The organism is Stenotrophomonas maltophilia (assembly GCF_013464915.1).
In the GTDB taxonomy this organism is placed as follows: Bacteria; Pseudomonadota; Gammaproteobacteria; order Xanthomonadales; family Xanthomonadaceae; genus Stenotrophomonas; species Stenotrophomonas maltophilia_AT.
Genome location: NZ_RAVT01000026.1, coordinates 18,340 through 38,406, shown reverse-complemented (window position 1 = coordinate 38,406; position 20,067 = coordinate 18,340). Strand labels below are relative to the sequence as shown.

Sequence of the window (20,067 nt, the reverse complement as noted above, 5' to 3'; positions counted from 1 at the left end):
CGAACCGATTGATGAACTCTATCGATAAAAATCCATCGCCCCGCCTGCGCCAACAGCGCGCCGCCATCGACGGCGCCATGAGCCGCGACCGGGGCCGTTTGCTGGGGATGCTCTCGCGGTGCCAGGCCAAGCCACAGGATGCGGCACTGGCCGCCACCTTCGAGCAGGCCTTGCAGGCGTCGGTGCAGCGCCGGATGACACGGGCGCAGCAGCAGCCGTCCATTACTCTGGACCCGCAGCTGCCGATTGCGCGTGAAGCCGACGCCATCATCGGGCTGATCCGCGATCATCAGGTGGTGGTGATCGCCGGTGAAACCGGCTCGGGCAAGACCACCCAGCTGCCGAAACTGTGCCTGGCCGCGGGTCGTGGCCAGGCCGGGATGATCGGCTGCACCCAGCCGCGACGGATTGCCGCACGCGCGGTGGCCAGCCGCGTGGCGCAGGAGCTGCAGAGCGAACTGGGCCAGCTGGTCGGCTACCAGGTGCGCTTCAATGACAAGGTCAGCGAAGACAGCCGCATCAAGTTCATGACCGACGGCATCCTGCTGGCGGAGATCGCCAGCGACCGCTGGCTGTCGAACTACGACACGATCATCGTCGACGAGGCGCACGAACGCAGCCTCAACATCGACTTCCTGCTGGGCTACCTGAAGCAGCTGCTGCGCAAGCGCCCGGACCTGAAGCTGATCGTGACCTCGGCCACCATCGATACCGAGCGCTTCGCCCAGCATTTCGACAATGCACCGGTGATCAGCGTCGAAGGCCGTACCTATCCGGTGGAAGTGCGTTACCGCGCGCTGGAAGGCGAAGGCGAAGACCAGGGCGAGCGTACCGTCAACGATGCCATCGTGTCGGCCATCGACGAGATCACCCGCCTGGATGCGCGCGGCGACGTGCTGATCTTCCTGCCGGGCGAACGCGAGATCCGCGATGCGCACCAGTCGCTGGAGCGCCGCAAATACCGCAATACCGAGGTGCTCCCCCTGTACGCGCGCCTGTCCAACCAGGACCAGGACAGGGTGTTCAACCCGGGGCCGAACCGGCGCATCGTGCTGGCCACCAACGTGGCCGAAACCTCGCTGACGGTGCCGCGCATCCGCTACGTGGTCGATCCGGGCTTCGCACGCGTCAAGCGCTACAGCCCGCGCAACAAGCTGGACCGCCTGCACATCGAGCCGATCTCGCAGGCCAGCGCCAACCAGCGCAAGGGCCGCTGCGGCCGTATCGCCGAGGGCATCTGCTACCGCCTGTACGCCGAGGCCGATTTCCAGGCGCGGCCGGAGTTCACCGATCCGGAAATCCGCCGCTCCAGCCTGGCCGGGGTGATCCTGCGCATGCTGCAGCTGGGCCTGGGCCGCATCGAAGAATTCCCGTTCCTGGAAGCACCGGATGAGCGCGCGGTGGCCGACGGCTGGCAGCAGCTGACCGAGCTGGGCGCGATCGACGCCGAGCGGCGCATGACCACCATCGGCAAGCAGATGGCCCGCCTGCCGGTGGACGTGAAGCTGGCGCGCATGCTGGTGGCCGCGCAGGCCGCCGGCTGCCTGCGGCCGATGCTGGTGATCGCCTCGTTCCTGGGCATCCAGGACCCGCGCGAGCGCCCGCCTGAAGCGCGTGGCGCGGCCGACAGCGCGCATGCGCAGTTTGCCGATGGGCGTTCGGAATTCGTCGGCGTGCTGCGCCTGTGGGATGCCTACCGGCAGGCCCACGAAGACCTGACCCAATCCAAGCTGCGCGACTGGTGTGGTCGCCACTTCCTCGGCTTCCTGCGCATGCGTGAATGGCGCGAACTGCATCGTCAGCTGCGCCTGCTGTGCGAAGAGCTGGGCTGGAAGGAAGAAGCCATCGAGGCATCGATGGCACCGTTGCTGGCCGGCAGCAGTGCGCCTGCCCCTGCGCGCGATGATGCCGCCGCAGTGAAAGCCACCCGAGGCCAGCTGCACCGTGCCGCGCGCCTGGCCCGCGAAGGCAAGGCCGAGGCCGCACCGGCGCCGGTAGCCGTGCGTGCGCAGAAGGAACAGGCGCCCGCCGGCGGCGGCTTCAGCGAACGTGTACGCGCTGCCGCCTACCAGACCCTGCACCGGGCGCTGGTGGCGGGCCTGCCGACGCAGATTGGCCACCGCACCGAGAAGGGCGATTTCCAGGCACCACGCCAGCGTCGCTTCCTGCCGTTCCCGGGTTCGGCGCTGTCCAAGCGTCCGCCGCCATGGCTGCTGGTGGCCAATCTGCTGGATACGCAGAAGGTGTGGGGCATGACCCTGGCCGCGATCGAACCGGACTGGGTGATCGCCGAGCTGCCGCACCTGCTGCTGCGCAAGCATTTCGATCCGCACTGGTCGCGCGCGCAGGGCCAGGTGCTGGCGTCCGAGCAGATCAGCCTGTTCGGCCTGGTGCTGGCGCCGAAGAAACCGGTGCACTACGGCCGCATCGAGCCCGTTGAAGCGCACGACATCTTCGTGCGCCAGGCGCTGGTGACCGGCGAGATCAATACCCGCGCCAGTTTCGTGGCCGACAACCAGAAGGTGCTGGAACTGGCACGCGAGGAAGAGGCGAAGCTGCGCCGTGCCGGCATCGTGGCTGACGAAGATTGGCAGGCCCGCTGGTACCTGGACCGGGTGCCGCCGCAGATCCACTCGGCTGCGGGTCTGGATACCTGGTGGAAGGGGCTGGCGCCGGAACAGCGCAAGAGCCTGCACTGGTCGCTGGTCGACCTGTTGCCGGGCGAGGGCAGCGAACAGGAGCGCTACCCGAAGTACCTGGCGCTGGGCCAGGCGCGCCTGCCACTGCATTACCGCTTCGAACCGGGTGCCGACGACGATGGCGTGACCCTGGACGTGCCCCTGCACCTGCTCAACGCGTTGGACCCGGTGCAGCTGGGCTGGCTGGCGCCTGGCTTCGTCGCCGACAAGGCGTCGGCACTGATCCGCAGCCTGCCCAAGGCGATGCGCCGCAACTACGTGCCGGCGCCGGACTTCGGTCGCGCGTTCTACGAGGCGTTCCCGCAGCCCAGCGCCGATGCCATTACCGGCGAACTGGCGCGCTTCCTGTCACGCGCAACCGGCGCAACGGTGACGGCGCTCGATTTCGAGCCGGGTTCGATCGAACCGCACCTGCACATGAACCTGCGGCTGCGCGACGAGCAGGGCAAGGTGCTGGCCACCTCGCGCGATCTGGACGCACTGCGCGCGAAATTCGGTGGTCGTGCCGGCGATGCGTTCGCTGCACGCGCTGGGCGCGAGATGGCCGCCGATGGCCTGCGCACGTTCCCGGCCACGCCGATTCCGCTGCAGGTACCCGGTGAAGCCGGCGTGCCGGCCTATCCGGCGCTGCTGGACGAGGGCGACAGCGTGGCGCTGCGCATCTTCGCCGATCGGCAGCAGGCGCAGGAGGCCCACCCGCTGGGCGTGCGCCGGCTGCTGGAGATCGCCCTGGCCGAGAAGGTCAAGCAGGCACGCAAGCAGTTGCCGGTGGGCGCCAAGACCGGCCTGCTGTATGCGGCGATCGAATCGCAGGAACGCCTGCGCGGAGACCTGGTGGATGCGGCGATGAACGCGGTGCTGGCCGAAGGCCTGGAAGACATCCGCGATGCGGCAACCTTCGAGCAGCGCCGCGAGCATGCGGCCAAGGCCCTGTTCGGCGAGGCGATGTCGCGGCTGAAACTGGCCGAGTCCATCCTGGCGCTGGTGGCGGAACTGAAGCCGATGCTGGAGGCGCCGTTGATGGGTTGGGCGCGCGGCAACCTGGACGACATGGAAGCGCAGCTGGCCGGGCTGATCCATCCCGGCTTCCTGCGTGACACGCCTGCCGACGCCCTTGCCCAGTACCCACGCTACCTGAAGGCGATGATCCTGCGTACCGAGCGGGCCAAGCGCGATCCACCGCGCGACCAGGCGCGCATGCTGGAACTGTACCCATTCCTGGAAGCGCTGGAGGTGGGCGAGCAGCAGGGCCTGCGCGATCGCCCGCAATGGCAGGCGCTGCGCTGGGATCTGGAAGAGCTGCGGGTGTCGCTGTTCGCGCAGGAGCTGGGCGCACGCACCGGCATCTCGGCGAAGAAGCTGGCGCAGCGGGTGACCGCATTGCGCCAGGCCTCGTAACCCCCGGCCCGACCCCGCCGGACAATGACCGGCGGGGTGCGGTGGAATGTCATCCACGCGTGGCGTGGATCTATTACTTGGAGCGGCGCACCTTGGGCTGGCTGTTCACGCCTTCCACCTTCATGTACCACACGCCCATCACGCCAGGCTTGATGCTGACCTTGGGCGACTGCTTGCGCACGCCGACCACGCTGGTGCTGTCGGTCTGCTCCCATTCCTGGCCGTTGTCCAGCACGTAGACACGGCCCTTGCCGAAGCCACGGAACTCGCCCTGCAGTACGCCGGTGATCGGCTCGCTGCTGCCGAAATCGAAGAACCCGCGGTTCTTCACGATCACTTCCTGGCGGCCCTGCTCGCGGGCTTCTTCGCGCACCGCCGCCACCGCCTGGGTCGTGGCCGCTTCGACCTTGCCCTGCAGCCAGCGGTTGAGCGTGGCCAGTTCCTGCGCGCTCAGCTTGTCCAGGCCAGCCGCCTTGAACTCGGTCGGCGACATCTGCTGCTGCAGGTCACCGTCCACCACGCGCTGGGCCAGCGCAGGCGCCGACAGGGACAGCAGCAGTGCGGCGCAGGCCAGCAGCCGTGGGCGGAAACGCGGGGCGATCGAGGGCATGGCGGAACTCTCCTGGGTTTGCCCGCGAGTGTAGCGGCATGTCTTCATGCCGGGTGATGGTGGCCGCGGTGATTGTCCCTGAACGGCACCGGCGCTAGTGTAGGAACCTCTGTCTTGCCTGCTCGATGCTGTGAACCGCGCTTCTGTCCCCGGCCTGGATGCCTTGTTGAACCGCCCCTCCGCAGCGGTGCTGCCCGCTCCGCTGCGCCAGGCCCTGCGCGAGCACTGGGAATCACCGGAGTGCGACCACCAGATGCGCGCCAGCTGGTCGGTGCTGGGCGATACCCTCGATGCATTGTCGATGCTCTCGGCCGACGAAGGCGCGGTGGTCGCCGCGCTGTTGTTCGACCTGCCCGGCCTGCGCGCCAGCCTGGACCAGCTGCCGCTGGGCAACCACAAGGCGGCGGTGATCGGCCTGCTCGATGGCCAGGACGCGGCCGATCCGGTCTGGGCGCTGCATGCTGGCCGGGAGGCCGGGCGCAACAGCGAGGGCCTGCGCCGCCTGCTGCTGGCGATCATCCGCGACCTGCGCGTGGTGCCGATCCTGCTGGCCCGGCAGCTGGCGAGGATGCGCGCTGCCGACAAGCTGGACGACGAACAGCGCCGGGCGCTGGCGCAGCTGACCCGCGACATCCACGCGCCGCTGGCCAACCGGTTGGGCATCTGGCAGCTGAAGTGGGAGCTGGAGGATCTGGCGTTCCGCCACCTGGAGCCGGAAACCTACCGCCGCATCGCGCGTGAAGTGGACGAAACCCGCGTGGCCCGCGAGCGCTATGTGCAGAACGTGAAGAAGCAGCTGTCGCGCGAGCTGGCCGCACAGGGCATCCATGCCGAAGTAAGTGGCCGCCCGAAGCACATCTACAGCATCTGGCGGAAGATGCAGAAGAAGCGGCTGGCGTTCGACCAGCTGTACGACATCCGCGCGGTGCGGGTGATGGTCGACGACGTCGCCGCCTGCTACGCCGCGCTGGGCGTGGTGCATGCGCTGTGGGCGCCGGTGCCGAGCGAGTTCGACGATTACATCGCACGCCCGAAGGCCAACGACTACCGTTCGCTGCACACCGCCGTGGTCGGCCCGGAAGGGCGCACGATCGAAGTGCAGATCCGCACCCACGAGATGCATTCGCAGGCCGAGCTGGGCGTGGCCGCGCACTGGAAGTACAAGGAAGGCGGCAAGGGCGCGGAAAAGTCGTTCGACCGCAAGATCACCTGGATGCGCCAGCTGCTGGAGCAGGCACAGGACGGGCAGGGCAATGAGCTGGCCGGGGCACTCGACGCCGAGCTGACCGAGGACCGGGTCTATGCGCTCAGCCCCAAGGACGAGGTGCTGGACCTGCCACAGGGGGCCACGCCGCTTGATTTCGCCTACCAGGTACACACGATGGTGGGCCACCGCTGCCGTGGCGCCAAGGTCAATGGCCGCATCGTGCCGCTGACCTACCGCCTGCGCAGCGGCGATCGCGTCGAGATCCTCACCGGCAAGGAAGCCGACCCCCGCCGCGACTGGCTGATGCCGGCGCTGGGCTTCCTGGCCAGCAACCGCTCGCGCGAAAAGGTGCGCAGCTGGTTCCACAAGCTGGACCGCGCGCGTAACGTGCAGGCCGGGCGCGAACTGCTCGAGCGCGAGCTGAAGCGCCTGGGGCTGCAGCATTCGGATCTGGCGGTGGCGGCGAAGAAGTTCCACGCCGACAGCGTTGATGACCTCTACATCCAGGTGGCGTTGGGCGATACCGGCCCGAACCAGGTCAGCCGTACCCTGCTGGAAGCAGAGCGCGCCGCCAGCCAGCCGGCCCCGGCACCGACGCTTCCGCGCCCGACCGCCCGCCGCGAGAACCTGGGCAAGTCCAAGTTCACGGTGCAGGGCGTGGGCAACCTGCTGGTGCAGCTGGCGCGCTGCTGCCAGCCGGTGGCCGGCGAACCGATCGTCGGCTACCTCACCCGTAGCCGCGGTGTCACCGTGCACCGGGCAGACTGTGCCGCGCTGGCCCGGCTGGCGGCCACCAGCCCGCAGCGCATCCTGCCGGTGGAATGGGGCCAGGCCGGGGGCGGCTACGAAGTGGACGTGGTGGTCGATGCGGTCGATCGCCGCTGGCTGCTGAAGGACATCACCAACCTGATCGCCCAGGAAGACGCCTACGTGCTTGACATCCACAGTGACAACGTGCGCAACAGTGGCCGTGCCCATCTGCGCCTGCGGCTGAAGGTCAGCGACTACGACCAGTTGTCGAACCTGCTGGGCAAGCTGGACGCGCTGCCGGGCGTGAGCGAGGCGCGTCGCCTCGGCTGAGCTTCACGCTGCCCCGGCTACCCTGCACGCATGGAACGCGAGCCCCCGCATCGCCCGCATGGCGCTGAACATCCTGCGCTGGATCGCGTCCGCCGCGAGGGCCGCTGGTGGTGGCTGCAGGCACGCCATGCGCGGCGGGTCTGGCGCTGGGCGCTGGTCGCGGCGCTGGCGGTGTTCGTGCTGCTGGTGCTGCTGCGCAAGCCGCTGGCCGACTGGTTCTGGGACGAGCCGCAGATCGAACAGCTGCTGGTCGAAGGTGATCGTGCGCTCGCCGCCGGTCGGCTGAGTGCGGCTGACGGCAGTGGTGCGCGCGAGCGCTACCAGGCGGTGCTGGCACTGGATGGTGATCGGCCGCAGGCCCGTCAGGGCCTTGCACGAACCGCAGCGGCGGCCCTGCAGCAGGCCCGCGACAAGCTGCAGGGCGACGATCTTGAGGGCAGCGCGCAGTCACTGGCGCTGGCCCGCGAGCTGCAGGTGCCGCAGGGCGACGCCGACGCCGTGGCCCGGCAACTGCAGGCGCGGCGTAGTGCCGGCGCCGGTATCGGCGCGTTGCTGGCCCAGGCCCGCAACGCGTTCGCGGCCGGCCGGCTGGACGATGGCGAGAGCAGTGCGTTGCCGCTGTTCCAGCGCATCCTGGCACTGCAGCCGGACAACCTGCCTGCACTGGAGGGGCGCGAAGACGCACTGAGCGATCTGCTGCAGCACGCGCGCACGCTGGCCGGACGCGGGGAACTGGCTGAAGCCGCTGCGACGTTGCAGCGCGCGCGCCTGTTCGACGCAGGCCACGCCGATCTGCCCGCCAGCCAGGAGGCACTGGCACGGGCGGTCGACGAGCACCTGCTGCAGGCACAGCGCGCGCTGAAGCGACAGCAGCTGGAAAGTGCCGCAAAGGGGTTCCTGGCCGTGCTGGCGGTGGCGCCGGATGATCCCACTGCCCAGCGCGGCCGTGAGCAGGTGCTGCAGGCGGTGCTGGCGCGAAGCCAGGTCCAGGCCGACGATTTCCAGTTCGAGGCGGCGCAGCGTGATGCCGTGCTGGCAGAAGCACTGGGCGCTTCGCAGGCCGCACGACAGCAACTGGCGCAGCGCCTGCAGCGTGCACGGCAGGCCCGGGAGGCACTGCAGCAGCCCGCGGTGAGCAACGCGCAGCGTGAACGCGAGCTGCGCGATCACCTGCGCCGGATCGAGCGCGCCGAGCGCGCAGGGCAATGGATCAGCCCGCCGGGGCACAGCGCATTCGATGCCCTGCGCGAAGCACAGGCGCTGGCACCGCGCGATGCACGGGTGAAGGCTGCTGCCGCGCGCCTGCTGCCTGCCAGCCGCAGTTGCTTCGACGACAACCTGCGGCAGAACCGGGTGCAGGCGGCAGGTGCCTGCCTGCAGGCCTGGCAGACGCTGGCTCCCACCGCTGGTGGCCTGCCTGTGGCCCGCCAGCGCCTTGCGCAGCGTTGGCTTGCGATTGGCAGCGAACGATTGGGCAACGGTGATGTCGCCTTTGCCGAACGTGCGCTCCAGCAGGCCGGCGAGCTTGGCGTTGGCACTTCCAGCAGCGAGTACCAGCAGTTGCGGCAGCGCCTGCGCGACATCGGGGTGTCGTCGCCCTGAGCCCGCCGCTGCCGGAGGGGCCGCTATAGTAGCCACCCCTTGCAACATCCCCACGGAGTGCCGATGACCGTCCTCGTTTCCGGAGCCACCAGCCAGATCGGCCGTTTCCTGCTGCCGCGCCTGCTGCAGGCGCATGGGCGGGTGCAGGCGGTGAGCCGGCGACCGCAGCCGGCACAGGACGGCGTGCAGTGGCTGTGCGGGGACCTGGCGGCTGCGCTGGACAGCGTGCCGTCTCCGGACTGGCAGGCCATGGCCAGCTTCGGCCCCCTTGAAGCATTGGCGCAGTGGTTGTCGCGGCAGACGGCGGCCCCGGCGCGGCAGGTCATTGCCACCAGTTCGATGAGCGTGCTGAGCAAGCAGCATTCCGAGCAGGCCGACGAGCAGGACGTTGTGGCGATGCTGCAGCGGGGCGAAGCGGGCCTGATCGCGCAGGCCGAGCGTCTTGGCATGGCATGGACGATCCTGCGGCCAACCCTGATCTATGGGGCCGGCATCGACCGCAGCATCACCCCGATCGTGCAGCGCGCGCTGCGCCTGCGCCTGTTCCCGATACCGCTGGTGGGAGGCCTGCGCCAACCCGTGCATGCCGACGATATCGCCCGCGCCGTGGTGGCCTGCATCGCCACCGGTGCAGCGTCGGCGCGGGTGCTGGAAATCGGCGGCGGCGAGCGCCTGCCGTACCACGCGATGTTCCGCCGCGTGCACGCCAGCCTGGCACAGCCAACATTGGCGCTGCCGTTGCCGGGCGGTGCACTGCGAGGCCTGGCTGCGGTGCTGCCGCGAGCGCGTGGACCGGTGTCACGCCTGCAGCAGGATCTGATTGCGGACAACGGCCCCCTGCAGGCGCTGCTGGGCGTGCATCCGCGGCCGTTCCAGCCTGACGCGGACACGTGGCGACCGATGAGCGCGGCCCAGGCCCTGCAGCGGATCGCTGCGTATCCCGGCAACGGCTAGCCAGCCACCGTATCCATCCGCCTGGGGGCCTCTGCTACCATCCCCCGGCCCTTGTTTCCGCGAGTACGTTCGATGCCTGACGCGCCATCCCGATCGGCCCCTGCCGAGCGCATTGGCGTCGTGCTGTGCACCTACAACGGTGCGCGCTACCTGCAGGCGCAGCTGGACAGCATCCTCGACCAGGATCTTCCGGTGAACGAAATCATGATCGGCGATGACGGTTCCAGCGACCAGACGCCGCAGCTGCTGCAGGCCTTCGTGCCGCGCGCACAGGCGCTGGGCATCCATGTCGAGATCGTCCAGCACGCGCGCAATCTCGGCTATGTGCGCAATTTCGCCGACGCACTGATGCGTTGCCAGGCCGACATCCTGTTCCTGTGCGACCAGGATGATGTCTGGCATCCGGGGCGTGTCCGCAGCTACGTGGAGCGCTTCCACGCCGATCAGGGCCTGTTGCTGCTGCACAGCGATGCACGGTTGGTGGATGCGCAGGGCGCGCCGCTGGGCCAGCGGCTGCTGGAGGTACTGGTGGTCCATCCGGCCGAGGTCGAGCTGGAACGCTCGGGCCTTGCGATCGACGCAATCCTGCTGCGCAACTTCATCACCGGTGCCACCTGTGCGCTGCGCCGTGGGCTGCTGGCCGAATCGCTGCCGGTCCCGCCGGGCTGGAGCCACGACGAATGGCTGGCTGTCCACGCGTCGCTGCGTGGAGGATTGGACATGCTGGCCGAACCGACCATCGACTACCGGCAGCATGGCAACAACCAGATCGGGGCCCGTCGCCGCGGTTTCCTGCAACGCCTGCGCCATCTCGATCTGTTCGATTCGCAGGCACGCCAGCGCACGGCCGGGCGCCTGCTTGCCCTGGCCGATCTGCTGGGGCAGCGCGGCGTGGTGGTGGCGCCGGAGCGCTTCCAGGGACTTCACGCGCTCGCCTGGCGCATGGCCTGGTCACGACTGCAGCTGTATCGCCGCGCGGATGTGCAGGCAGGCTGGATCGCCCATGATGCGCCGCGGTTGATCGCACGCCTGGCCAACGTCTGCCTGGCGGGAGGCGGCTGGAAAGGGGGCTGGGCAGCGCTTGCGGGCGCCTGGGCCGGCTGGCGGGCGCCGCGCGCTGCTTGAACTGCAGTGAAACCGCGGGCCATCGCCTGCCAGCCACCACGGCGCCTGCGTTAGACTCGCCAGACCCTATCTGCCTGCATTCCCGTGCCCCGACGCTACGATTCCGACGACATCGACGATTTCGACGACGACGACCAGCAGGACGACAGCCCGCTGTGGCGTCGTCGCCTGATCACCTGGAGCATGGCTGCGGTCGCGTTGGGATTGGGCTTCCTGATCCCCTATACGCTGTACCTGAACCAACAGGTGACCCAGCGCTTCGGCGAACTTCGCTGGCAGATTCCGACCCGCGTGTACGCACGCCCGCTGGTGCTCACGCCGGGCAAGGCGATGGACGCGGCGACCCTGAAGACCGAGCTCGCCGCATCCGCCTACCGCGATGACGGGCAGGGCAAGGAGCCGGCCACCTATGCAGTGAACGGCGGGCGCTTCATCATTTCCAGCCGTGGCTACAACGACGTGGATGGCCGCGTGGCGCCGCGCCGGCTGGAACTGTCGCTGGCCGACGGTGCGGTCGCCTCGCTGCGTGACGCCGACAACCGCAAGGCGCTGAAGGCTGCGCGCCTGGACCCGGCACGTATTGCCACCCTGTACGGGCAGAAGCAGGAAGAACGCCGCCTGATCCGCATGGACGAGGCGCCGGACCTGCTGGTGACCGGCCTGCAGGCGGTGGAGGACAAGGACTTCAACCGCCATCACGGCATCGATCTGTCCGGCATTGCGCGCGCGGTGTGGGTGACGATCCGCTCCGGTGGCCAGAGCCGCCAGGGTGCTTCCACGTTGACCCAGCAGCTGGCCCGCAGCGGCCTGCTCGGGATCGGCAAGGAACAGACCGTCACCCGCAAATTCAACGAAGTGCTGTACGCGCTGATCATGGAAGCGCGCTACGACAAGCGCACCATCTTCGAGGCCTATCTCAACCAGGTGTACCTGGGCCAGCGTGGCAGCCAGGCCATCCACGGCATGTCCTCCGGCGCCGAGTTCTGGTTCGGCCGTGACCTGCAGTCGCTGGAAACCGAGCAGATCGCGCTGCTGATCGGCCTGGTCAAGGGCCCGTCCTTCTACGACCCGCGGCGCAACCCGGAACGCGCGCTGGATCGCCGCAATTTCGTGCTGGGCAAGCTGCACGAGGCGACGCTGATCGACGATGCCGAGTACCAGCGCGCGCTGAAAGCGCCGCTGGGCGTGCCCAAGACGCCGGGCCTGGTGGCGGCCAACCGCTTCCCGGCCTATGTGGACCTGGTTCGCCGCCAGCTCGGCCATGACTATCCGGAATCGGCGCTGCAGGGCGCCGGCCTGAGCGTGATGACCGGCATGTCGCCGTCCGCGCAGGCCTATGCCGAAGGCGCGGTGACCCGCACCATCAAGTCGCTGGAAAGCAAACGCCGTCCCGAACTGCAGGCCGGCATGGTGCTGACCGACGTACACAACGGTGACGTGCTGGCGGTGATCGGCAGCCGTGAAGTGTCCGAGGTGGGCTTCAACCGCGCGATCGAAGCACAGCGCCCGGTCGGCTCGCTGCTGAAGCCGTTCGTGTACCTGCTGGCGCTGGCGCAGCCGGATCGTTACTCGCTGGCCAGCTGGGTCGACGATTCACCGGTGACGGTGCAGCTCGGCCGCGGCCGCAACTGGAACCCCGGCAACGCGGACAACCGCAGCCACGGTACGGTGCGCCTGATCGATGCGTTGGCGCATTCCTACAACCAGGCCACGGTACGCGTGGGCATGCAGGTCGGTCCCGAGCGCGTGACCCAGCTGATCCATGTGCTGGCGGGCATCAAGGCTGAGGCCAACCCTGCGGTGATCCTCGGCTCGACCGACCAGAGCCCGTACGCGATGGCGCAGCTGTACCAGTTCCTGGCGTCCGGTGGCGAGATCCAGCCGCTGCACGCGGTGCGTGGCGTGCTCGATCCGCAGGGCAAGCTGCTCAAGCGTTACGACAAGACCCCGGCACCGGCGCAGGAGGGCGACTCGATTGCCGCCAACCTGATCAGTGTCGGCCTGCAGCAGGTGGTTGCCAGCGGCACCGCGCAGCGGCTCAACGCCGATGGCCTCGGCCGCCTGCAGCCGGCTGGCAAGACCGGTACCACCAACGATGGCCGTGACAGCTGGTATGCCGGTTACACCGGCGATCACCTGGCTGTGATCTGGATCGGCAACGACCAGAACGAGCAGGCCGGCCTGTACGGTGCCACCGGCGCGATGCGGGTCTGGTCGGGCATCTTCCAGCGCCTTCCCAGTGCGCCGCTGCGGGTCAGCAACAAGGGCCTGGATTGGCAGTCGGTGGCTGCCACCGGCCTCAACACGACCGATGAAGGCTGCCCGGGAGCGCGCCGCTTCCCGTTCGTGGTCGGTTATGCGCCGGCCTATGCGCCCTGCGCACCGGCGGTGTCGCCGGACGGGCAGGGCGAGGCCGAAGGCGAGGGTGGTGGTTGGCGCAGCTGGTTCGGCCTGGACCGCAAGCCGGACACCCCTGCCGAACCTGCCGCGGCGCCTGCCGCTGCCACTCCTCCTCCGGGCCGATGATGCCGATGAACATGCGATCCCTGCTGCAGCCCCTGGCCTTGACCGGCCTCAGCCTGGCCCTGGCCGCCTGCGTGACCCGTGCGCCGCCGGTGGTCAAGCCGGTCGATACCACTACGCCGGCGCAGCGCCTGGCCGCAGTGGACGCAGCCGCTGGCCCGGACGACAAGGAACTGTCGGTGCAGCCGCTGCGTGATTCGCAGGTGGAAGACCTGCGGGTGACCGCGCAGGCACAGCGCCAGGCCAATGACCTGGCCGGTGCTGCCAGCAGCCTGGACCACGCGCTGGAAATCGTCGCTGGTGATCCGGCGGTGCTGCAGGAGCGTGCCGAGCTGGCGCTGCTGCAGGGGCAGTGGGCGCAGGCGGAGACGTTCGCACGCAAGGCGGTCGACCTGGGTTCGAAGACAGGGCCGCTGTGCCGCCGGCACTGGGCGACGATCGAGCAGTCGCGCCTGGCACGGGGCGAAAAGGAGAATGCGGTGTCGGCGCATGCACAGCTGGAAGGCTGCACCGTGCCGGGGATCAAGCGGTACTGAGGTATTCCACTCCATCGGGCGCTGCCCCCTCTGCGGCAAGCTCTCGCACTGATGGATGGTCGTGATGGGCCGTGTGGGTGGGGCGTGCAGGACACGCCGTAAACCCATCCCTGGGGGCTCGATGGCGCCATCCATGGCGCCAACGGTCCTGCACGCCCCACCCACCCGGCCCGCCATACATCGCGCGGGCCGCAGGCAAGAATAAAATCAAAATCAAAAGCGGGTCGCGCGCTGCGCGCGCTCGCCATGGGGTCGGATCCGTTTTCCGCAGGAAAACGGCTCTGACCCCTTCTATTTTCTCCGTCGTATCCACTGCTTCCGCTCTACCGCACTCCTCCGTCACCGGGAAACTGTCGGAGGCGGGGGACTGTGGGTTTGCGGGGTGTCCGCGGCATGGATGCCGCGGCCAAGCCCCCAGGGACGGGTTTACGGCGTCCCCGCAAACCCACAGTCCCCCGCCAGTCCCCAGTACAACCCAGAGCCAAGAACGCCGTTGCGGTTGCTGTTGCTCTGGCTCGGGCTTGAAACGGGTGCCGGGCAGCGCCCGGCCGGGTATCCTTTCCCTCTGATGTCCGACCTTGTCCATGCCAGCCGCGAAGCCCTCAGCGACGGCGGCGCGCTCGCCTCGCATCTGGACGCCTTCGTCCCGCGCCCGGCCCAGCTGCGCCTGACCGAAGCCATCGCCGACGCGATGCAGCAGCGCGATCTGTTGCTGGCCGAGGCCGGTACCGGCACCGGCAAGACCTTCGCCTATCTGGTGCCGGTGCTGCTGTCCGGGTTGCGCACCATCATCTCCACCGGTACCCGCGCGCTTCAGGACCAGCTCTACCACCGCGATCTGCCGCGCGTGCGCCAGGCGCTCGGTGTCGGCCTGCGCAGCGCGCTGCTGAAGGGGCGTGCGAACTACCTGTGCCGTTACCGTCTGCAGCAGGCGCGGGGCGAGCCGCGGTTCTCCAGCCCTGAACAAGCGGCGCAGTTCCAGCGCATCCTGGCGTGGTCCGGTCGCTCGGAGTTCGGCGATGTCGCCGAGCTCGACGGGCTGGCCGATGATTCACCGCTGCTGCCGATGGTCACCTCCACCGTCGACAACTGCCTGGGCACCGATTGCCCGTTCTGGGACGACTGCTTCGTGGTGCGTGCGCGACAGCGCGCACAGGCCGCCGACGTGGTGGTGGTCAACCATCACCTGCTGCTGGCCGACCTGGCATTGAAGCAGGATGGTTTTGGCGAGTTGTTGCCGGGGGCGCAGGCCTTCGTCATCGACGAAGCGCATCAGCTGCCCGAGCTGGCTGCACAGTTCTTCGGCGAAGGTTTCGGCATGCGCCCGTGGCAGGAACTGGGCCGCGACTGCCTGGCCGAAGCACGCGGCGTAGGCGGCGCGCAGTCAGCCGTGCAGGAACCGGTCGACCAGTTGCAGCAGGCGCTGTTGGCACTGCGCTCGACGATGGAAGGGCTGCCACCGCGTGGCACGCAATGGCGTGCGCTGGCAATGCCGCAGGTGCGCGATGGCTTCGACACGGTGATGGCAGCCCTGGTGGCGCTGGAACAGGCGCTGCAGCCGCTGCGCGAAGCGGCTGCCGGCCTCGATGCTTGCCATGCGCGTGCGCGCGAAGCGGTTTCGCGGCTCAGCCGCTGGTTGGGCGATGACGAGCCCACACTGGATTTCGACACCGATCCCGCAGAGGTGGCAGGTGGCGCCGATGTGCTCTGGTACGAGCTCACGCCGCGTGGTTTCCGCTGTCAACGCACGCCGATGGATGTGTCCGGCCCGTTGCGCGAGCATCGCGAACGCAGCCGTGCCGCATGGATCTTCACCTCGGCGACGCTGACCGTCGGCGGCGGATTCGATCACATCGCCACCCGGCTGGGCCTGGACGATCCGCACACGCTGGTCCAGCCCAGCCCGTTCAACTGGCCGGAGCAGGCCTTGTGCTACCTGCCCGAGGGCCTGCCTGATCCGGCCGCGCGCGGGTTCGGAACCGCGCTGATCCAGACCCTGCGGCCGGTGCTGCAGGCCTCGCAGGGCAGGGCGTTCCTGCTGTTCGCTTCGCATCGCGCCCTGCGTGAGGCGGCCGAGGCACTGCGCGATGGGCCATGGCCGTTGTTCGTGCAGGGTGAGGCGCCGCGCGCGACGCTGCTGCAGCGCTTCCGCGAATCGGGCAATGGCGTGCTGCTGGGCTCGGCCAGTTTCCGCGAGGGCGTGGACGTGGTTGGCGAAGCGCTGAGCGTGGTGATGATCGACAAGCTGCCGTTTGCCGCCCCGGACGACCCGGTGTACGAGGCACGCCTGGAGGCGATCCGCAGCCAGGGTGGCAACCCGTTCCGCGATGAGCAGCTGCCGCAGGCGGTGATCGCATTGAAGCAGGGCGTCGGCCGCCTGATCCGCAGCGAGAGCGACCGTGGTGTGTTGGTGTTGTGCGACCCGCGCCTGCTCAACCGGGGCTACGGCCGGGTGTTCCTCGATTCACTGCCACCGTTCCGCCGTACCCGCAGCCTGGCCGATGTCCAGGCCTTCTTTGCGCCACAATGGGTGCCCGTGGCCGATGATGCCGTGCCGACCGCCACCTCCGCGGCGGGCCCGGAACCGGCGCCCGGTGCCACGTTCCCCCTGTTCTGACCTGATCCGATGAAACTGCTCGCCTTTGAAACCGCCACCGAAGCCTGTTCCGTTGCCCTGCACGTCGATGGGCAGGTGCTGGAGCGCTTCGAGATCGCCCCGCGCCGGCATGCCGAACTGAGCCTGCCGTGGGCCGAGGCGCTGCTGGCCGAAGCCGGCATCAGCCGCCGCCAGCTGGACGGCATCGCACTCAGTCGCGGTCCTGGTGCGTTCACCGGCGTGCGCCTGGCGATCGCCATCGCGCAGGGCATCGCACTGGCGCTGGATCGTCCGTTGCTGCCGGTCTCGACGCTGCAGGTGCTGGCGCTGCGGGCACCAGCGGAAGAAACGCAGATCCTGTCGGCGATCGACGCACGGATGGGGGAGTTGTACGTTGCGCGCTTCGAGCGTGTTGACGGCCTGCCGGTCGCGCGCGATGGCGAGCGTGTGTGTGCACCTGACGCGGTGGCGTTGCCGGAAGGGCTGTCCGCCTACGGCGTCGGCACCGGCTTTGGCGCGGCCGACGGCGCGCTGGTCGCGCAGTTGGGCAGCGGCCTTCGCGGATTCGATGCGACGGCGCTGCCGCGGGCATCGGATGTGCTGGCGCTGGCGGTGCCGGCCTTTGCGCGCGGCGAAGCGATCGCACCGGAGAAAGTCGAGCCGGCCTACCTGCGCGACAACGTGGCACTGACCCTGGTCGAGCAGCAGGCCGCGCGCGAGGCGAAGGCGAAGGCCAACGGCTGAGCCCCTCGTGGCGGGGTTGGTTGATCGCGTAAATCAAAAGCCGCGCTTGGCCGGGCGGGGKGGGTTCGCGGGGGACGCCGTGAACCCGTCCCTGGGGGCTTAGCCGCGCCATCCATGGCGCGGATACCCCCGCKAACCCACCCCGCCCGACCTCTGACAGTTTCCGTGTGCGTCCGCCACGGAAAATCAAAAGAAAATCAAAGTCAAAAGCGGGTCGCTTCGCTCGCATCCACGCATAGCGTGGATGTGTGTCGACCAAGGTCGACACCTACCAATAGCAAAAATGCGCCGCGATCTGTCAAAGGTGGGGCGGTGTGGGCTTGCAGGACCGTTGGCGCCATGGATGGCGCCATCGAGCCCCCAGGGACGGGTTTACGGCGTGTCCTGCAAGCCCACACCGCTCCGCCAAACCCAAAGCCCAACCGCAGCTCTTGATCTTGCAGTTGCAGTTGCAGTTGCTTGGGCTTGCAGCGGGTCCCGGGCCGCAGGCCCGGGCAACAAAACCCTATCGGTCGTCGTGCAGGGTGCCGCCCGGCAGGAACACCCACGTGCGCGTGACCTGCAGGATGTCGATCTCGTCCTCGGTCTTCGGCAACGGCGGGAACGGCTGCGCCAGCTGCACCACCCGCAGGGCGGCCTCATCCAGCAGCGGCGTCCCGCTCGAACGCAGGATCCGGCTGCTCTCCACGCTGCCATCGCGGCGCACGCCCACGCTGATCACCACCTGGCCGCCAAGGCGGCGCTGTCTGGCCTCATCCGGGTAATTCAGGTTGCCCACCTTCTCGGCACGGTCGACCCAGGCGCGCAGGTAATTGGCGTAGGCATATTCACGCGTGCTGGCCGACACGAACTTGCGGTTCGGCCGCTTGGCGTACTGTGCCGAGCGCAGATGCACTTCAGCAGCCAGCCGCGCCATCTCCACATCGCGCTGTTCGCGTGCGCTCAACGGCGCATCCGGTTCGGGCTGATCCGGCGTGGGGCGGGACTGTGCCTGCGCCACCACGTCTTCGCCATTGCGGCTGCTGACCACCCGTGCCTGTGGCGGCGGAACCGGTGCGGCCGATTGCTGCTGCTGTGGAACCGGGCTGATTCCGGACCGGGCCTGCGGCACGATGCCGGCCTGGTTGTCGCGTGGGCGCTGCGCGCGGTCGTGCTCGCCACCCCCTTCCTGGTTGGCCGCAGCCAGGAAATCGGCCTGTTTCGGGGTCAGTGCGGTGCGGGTCTGGCTGAAGATCACTTCCAGTGTCGGCACCAGCGGCGCATCGCCCTTCACCGCAAAGCCCACGCCCAGGATCAGCAGGGCGTGGACCACGACCGACAGCGCGATGGTCGCGCCCAGCCGTTGCGCTTCGCGCGGCGGCGGGGGCAGGACGGCAGGTGCGGCCGCCATCAGCGCAGGCCGGCCTCGAGCGCGTCGAACAGGGTGCCGGCGATGTTCAGGCCGTACTGCGCGTCCAGCTCGCGCACGCAGGTCGGGCTGGTCACGTTGACCTCGGTGAGGTAATCGCCGATCACGTCCAGGCCGACGAAGCGCATGCCGCGGCGCTTCATCTCCGGACCGACCTGGGCGGCGATCCAGCGGTCGCGTTCGCTCAGCGGGCGGCCTTCGCCACGGCCACCGGCGGCCAGGTTGCCGCGGAACTCGTCACCCTGCGGGATGCGCGCCAGGCAGTAGTCGACGGGCTCGCCATCGACCAGCAGGATGCGCTTGTCGCCGGCGGTGATGTCCGGGATGAATTTCTGCGCCAGCGCCATCCTGTGGCCACCGTCGGTCAGCGTTTCCAGGATCACGTTCAGGTTCGGATCGCCCTGGCCGCTGCGGAAGATCGAGCGGCCACCCATGCCGTCCAGCGGCTTCAGCACAGCCTGGCCATGCTCCAGCGCGAAGGCCTTCAGCGCCTTGGCATCGCGGCTGACCAGGGTCGGCGGGCAGCATTGCGGGAACAGCAGGGCGGCCAGCTTCTCGTTGTAGTCGCGCAGGCCCTGCGGGTTGTTGACCACGCAGGCGCCGGCAGCGGCGGCCACGTCCAGCACCTGGGTGTCATAGATGTATTCGGCGTCGACCGGCGGGTCCTTGCGCATCAGCACGATCTGGCCGGGGCCGAATTCGGTGCGGCTGAATGCGCCCAGCTCATACCAGCCGGCCGGGTCGTCGCGCACCTGCAACGGCGCGGTCTGGGCCACCGCCACGCCGCCTTCCAGGGCCAGGCCGCCCGGGCGCACGTAGTGCAGGGCATGGCCGCGGCGCTGGGCTTCCAGCAGCATGGCGAAGGTGGTGTCCTTGGCGATCTTGATGTGGGCGATGGGGTCCATCACCACGATGACGTTCAACGGCATGGGCGCACCTGTCAGGCAAGGCGTTGATGGTAGCGGCAACGCCGGTCGCGCGCCTCCCCGCCGTACTGCAACGCTGCGTCCGCCCGGCGCTCGCGCAGTCATTGCGAAACCCGTCACGTTCAGGAGGCTGCCATGCCCCACGCCATGGGGCGGCCTTGAAGCGGGCGCGGAAAGTGCGATATAGATACGCTTTCGTAGCGGCCCCCGCCAGAGATCGGGCCGTGCGCTTGGGGATAGGCAATGACTGAAAACACGACTGCGGGCGGGGAACTCGCAGGACTCCGGGTGATGGTCATCGATGATTCGAAGACCATCCGCAGGACTGCGGAAACGCTGCTCAAGCGCGAAGGCTGCGAGGTGGTCACCGCCACCGACGGCTTCGAAGCGCTTGCGAAGATCGCAGACCAGCAACCGCAGATCATCTTCGTCGACATCATGATGCCGCGCCTGGACGGGTACCAGACCTGTGCGCTGATCAAGGGCAACCAGCTGTTCAAGGCGACCCCGGTCATCATGCTGTCGTCCAAGGATGGCCTGTTCGACAAGGCGCGGGGACGCATCGTCGGCTCGGAGCAGTACCTGACGAAGCCTTTCACGCGTGAAGAACTGCTGGGTGCCATCCGCACATACGTCAACGCCTGACCAGGGGGGAAAGG

Annotated in this window: 13 protein-coding genes; 10 read left to right on the top strand and 3 right to left on the bottom strand. The window is 68.7% G+C overall.

What is annotated here, in order from left to right; translation table 11 throughout:
• Window positions 1-11 precede the first annotated feature (11 nt).
• A complete protein-coding gene (hrpA, locus tag D7T59_RS09655) occupies window positions 12-4,097 on the top strand; it encodes an ATP-dependent RNA helicase HrpA (RefSeq protein WP_180852411.1) in 4,086 nt (1,361 codons plus the stop codon).
• A gap of 73 nt (window positions 4,098-4,170) precedes the next feature.
• Here the strand turns inward: hrpA and D7T59_RS09650 are convergent, their stop codons facing one another.
• Complete coding sequence (locus tag D7T59_RS09650) at window positions 4,171-4,707, bottom strand: hypothetical protein (RefSeq protein ID WP_005410728.1); 537 nt, start codon at window positions 4,705-4,707, stop codon at window positions 4,171-4,173.
• A 130-nt stretch (window positions 4,708-4,837) separates the two neighbouring features.
• Between D7T59_RS09650 and D7T59_RS09645 the strand changes: the two genes are divergently transcribed.
• The 8 genes from D7T59_RS09645 to tsaB all read left to right on the top strand — a co-directional run bounded on the left by D7T59_RS09645 (window position 4,838) and on the right by tsaB (window position 17,074).
• Complete coding sequence (locus D7T59_RS09645) at window positions 4,838-6,994, top strand: bifunctional (p)ppGpp synthetase/guanosine-3',5'-bis(diphosphate) 3'-pyrophosphohydrolase (RefSeq protein ID WP_164139220.1); 2,157 nt, start codon at window positions 4,838-4,840, stop codon at window positions 6,992-6,994.
• 30 nt (window positions 6,995-7,024) lie between these two features.
• A complete protein-coding gene (locus D7T59_RS09640; RefSeq protein WP_180852410.1) occupies window positions 7,025-8,596 on the top strand; it encodes a hypothetical protein in 1,572 nt (523 codons plus the stop codon).
• A gap of 63 nt (window positions 8,597-8,659) precedes the next feature.
• Complete coding sequence (locus D7T59_RS09635; RefSeq protein ID WP_164139217.1) at window positions 8,660-9,550, top strand: NAD-dependent epimerase/dehydratase family protein; 891 nt, start codon at window positions 8,660-8,662, stop codon at window positions 9,548-9,550.
• Between the two features lie 72 nt (window positions 9,551-9,622).
• Window positions 9,623-10,675, top strand: a complete 1,053-nt coding sequence (locus D7T59_RS09630) for a glycosyltransferase family 2 protein (RefSeq protein ID WP_180852409.1) — start codon at window positions 9,623-9,625, stop codon at window positions 10,673-10,675.
• An 84-nt stretch (window positions 10,676-10,759) separates the two neighbouring features.
• A complete protein-coding gene (gene mrcB, locus D7T59_RS09625) occupies window positions 10,760-13,201 on the top strand; it encodes a penicillin-binding protein 1B (RefSeq protein ID WP_180852408.1) in 2,442 nt (813 codons plus the stop codon).
• Window positions 13,198-13,734, top strand: a complete 537-nt coding sequence (locus tag D7T59_RS09620) for a hypothetical protein (protein WP_180852407.1) — start codon at window positions 13,198-13,200, stop codon at window positions 13,732-13,734. Before mrcB ends, D7T59_RS09620 begins: the two co-directional genes overlap by 4 nt.
• Before the next feature lie 568 nt (window positions 13,735-14,302).
• Entirely contained in the window at window positions 14,303-16,351 is a 2,049-nt protein-coding gene (locus tag D7T59_RS09615) for a DNA repair helicase YoaA (RefSeq protein WP_180852406.1), read from the top strand.
• Between the two features lie 9 nt (window positions 16,352-16,360).
• Window positions 16,361-17,074 carry a tRNA (adenosine(37)-N6)-threonylcarbamoyltransferase complex dimerization subunit type 1 TsaB gene (gene tsaB / locus D7T59_RS09610; RefSeq protein WP_049481813.1) on the top strand — a complete coding sequence of 238 codons (714 nt, stop codon included), beginning with the start codon at window positions 16,361-16,363 and terminating at the stop codon, window positions 17,072-17,074.
• A gap of 505 nt (window positions 17,075-17,579) precedes the next feature.
• On the opposite strand, the gene D7T59_RS09605 is transcribed toward tsaB, so the two are convergent.
• Both D7T59_RS09605 and gshB read right to left on the bottom strand, forming a co-directional pair.
• Entirely contained in the window at window positions 17,580-18,464 is an 885-nt protein-coding gene (locus D7T59_RS09605) for an energy transducer TonB (protein WP_164138783.1), read from the bottom strand.
• A complete protein-coding gene (gene gshB, locus D7T59_RS09600; protein ID WP_012511876.1) occupies window positions 18,464-19,411 on the bottom strand; it encodes a glutathione synthase in 948 nt (315 codons plus the stop codon). The genes D7T59_RS09605 and gshB overlap by 1 nt, the downstream gene beginning before the upstream one ends.
• A 240-nt stretch (window positions 19,412-19,651) precedes the next feature.
• Between gshB and pilG the strand changes: the two genes are divergently transcribed.
• Window positions 19,652-20,053: a twitching motility response regulator PilG gene (pilG, locus tag D7T59_RS09595; RefSeq protein WP_005418455.1), complete on the top strand. Its 402-nt coding sequence runs from the start codon at window positions 19,652-19,654 to the stop codon at window positions 20,051-20,053.
• Window positions 20,054-20,067: the final 14 nt, after the last annotated feature.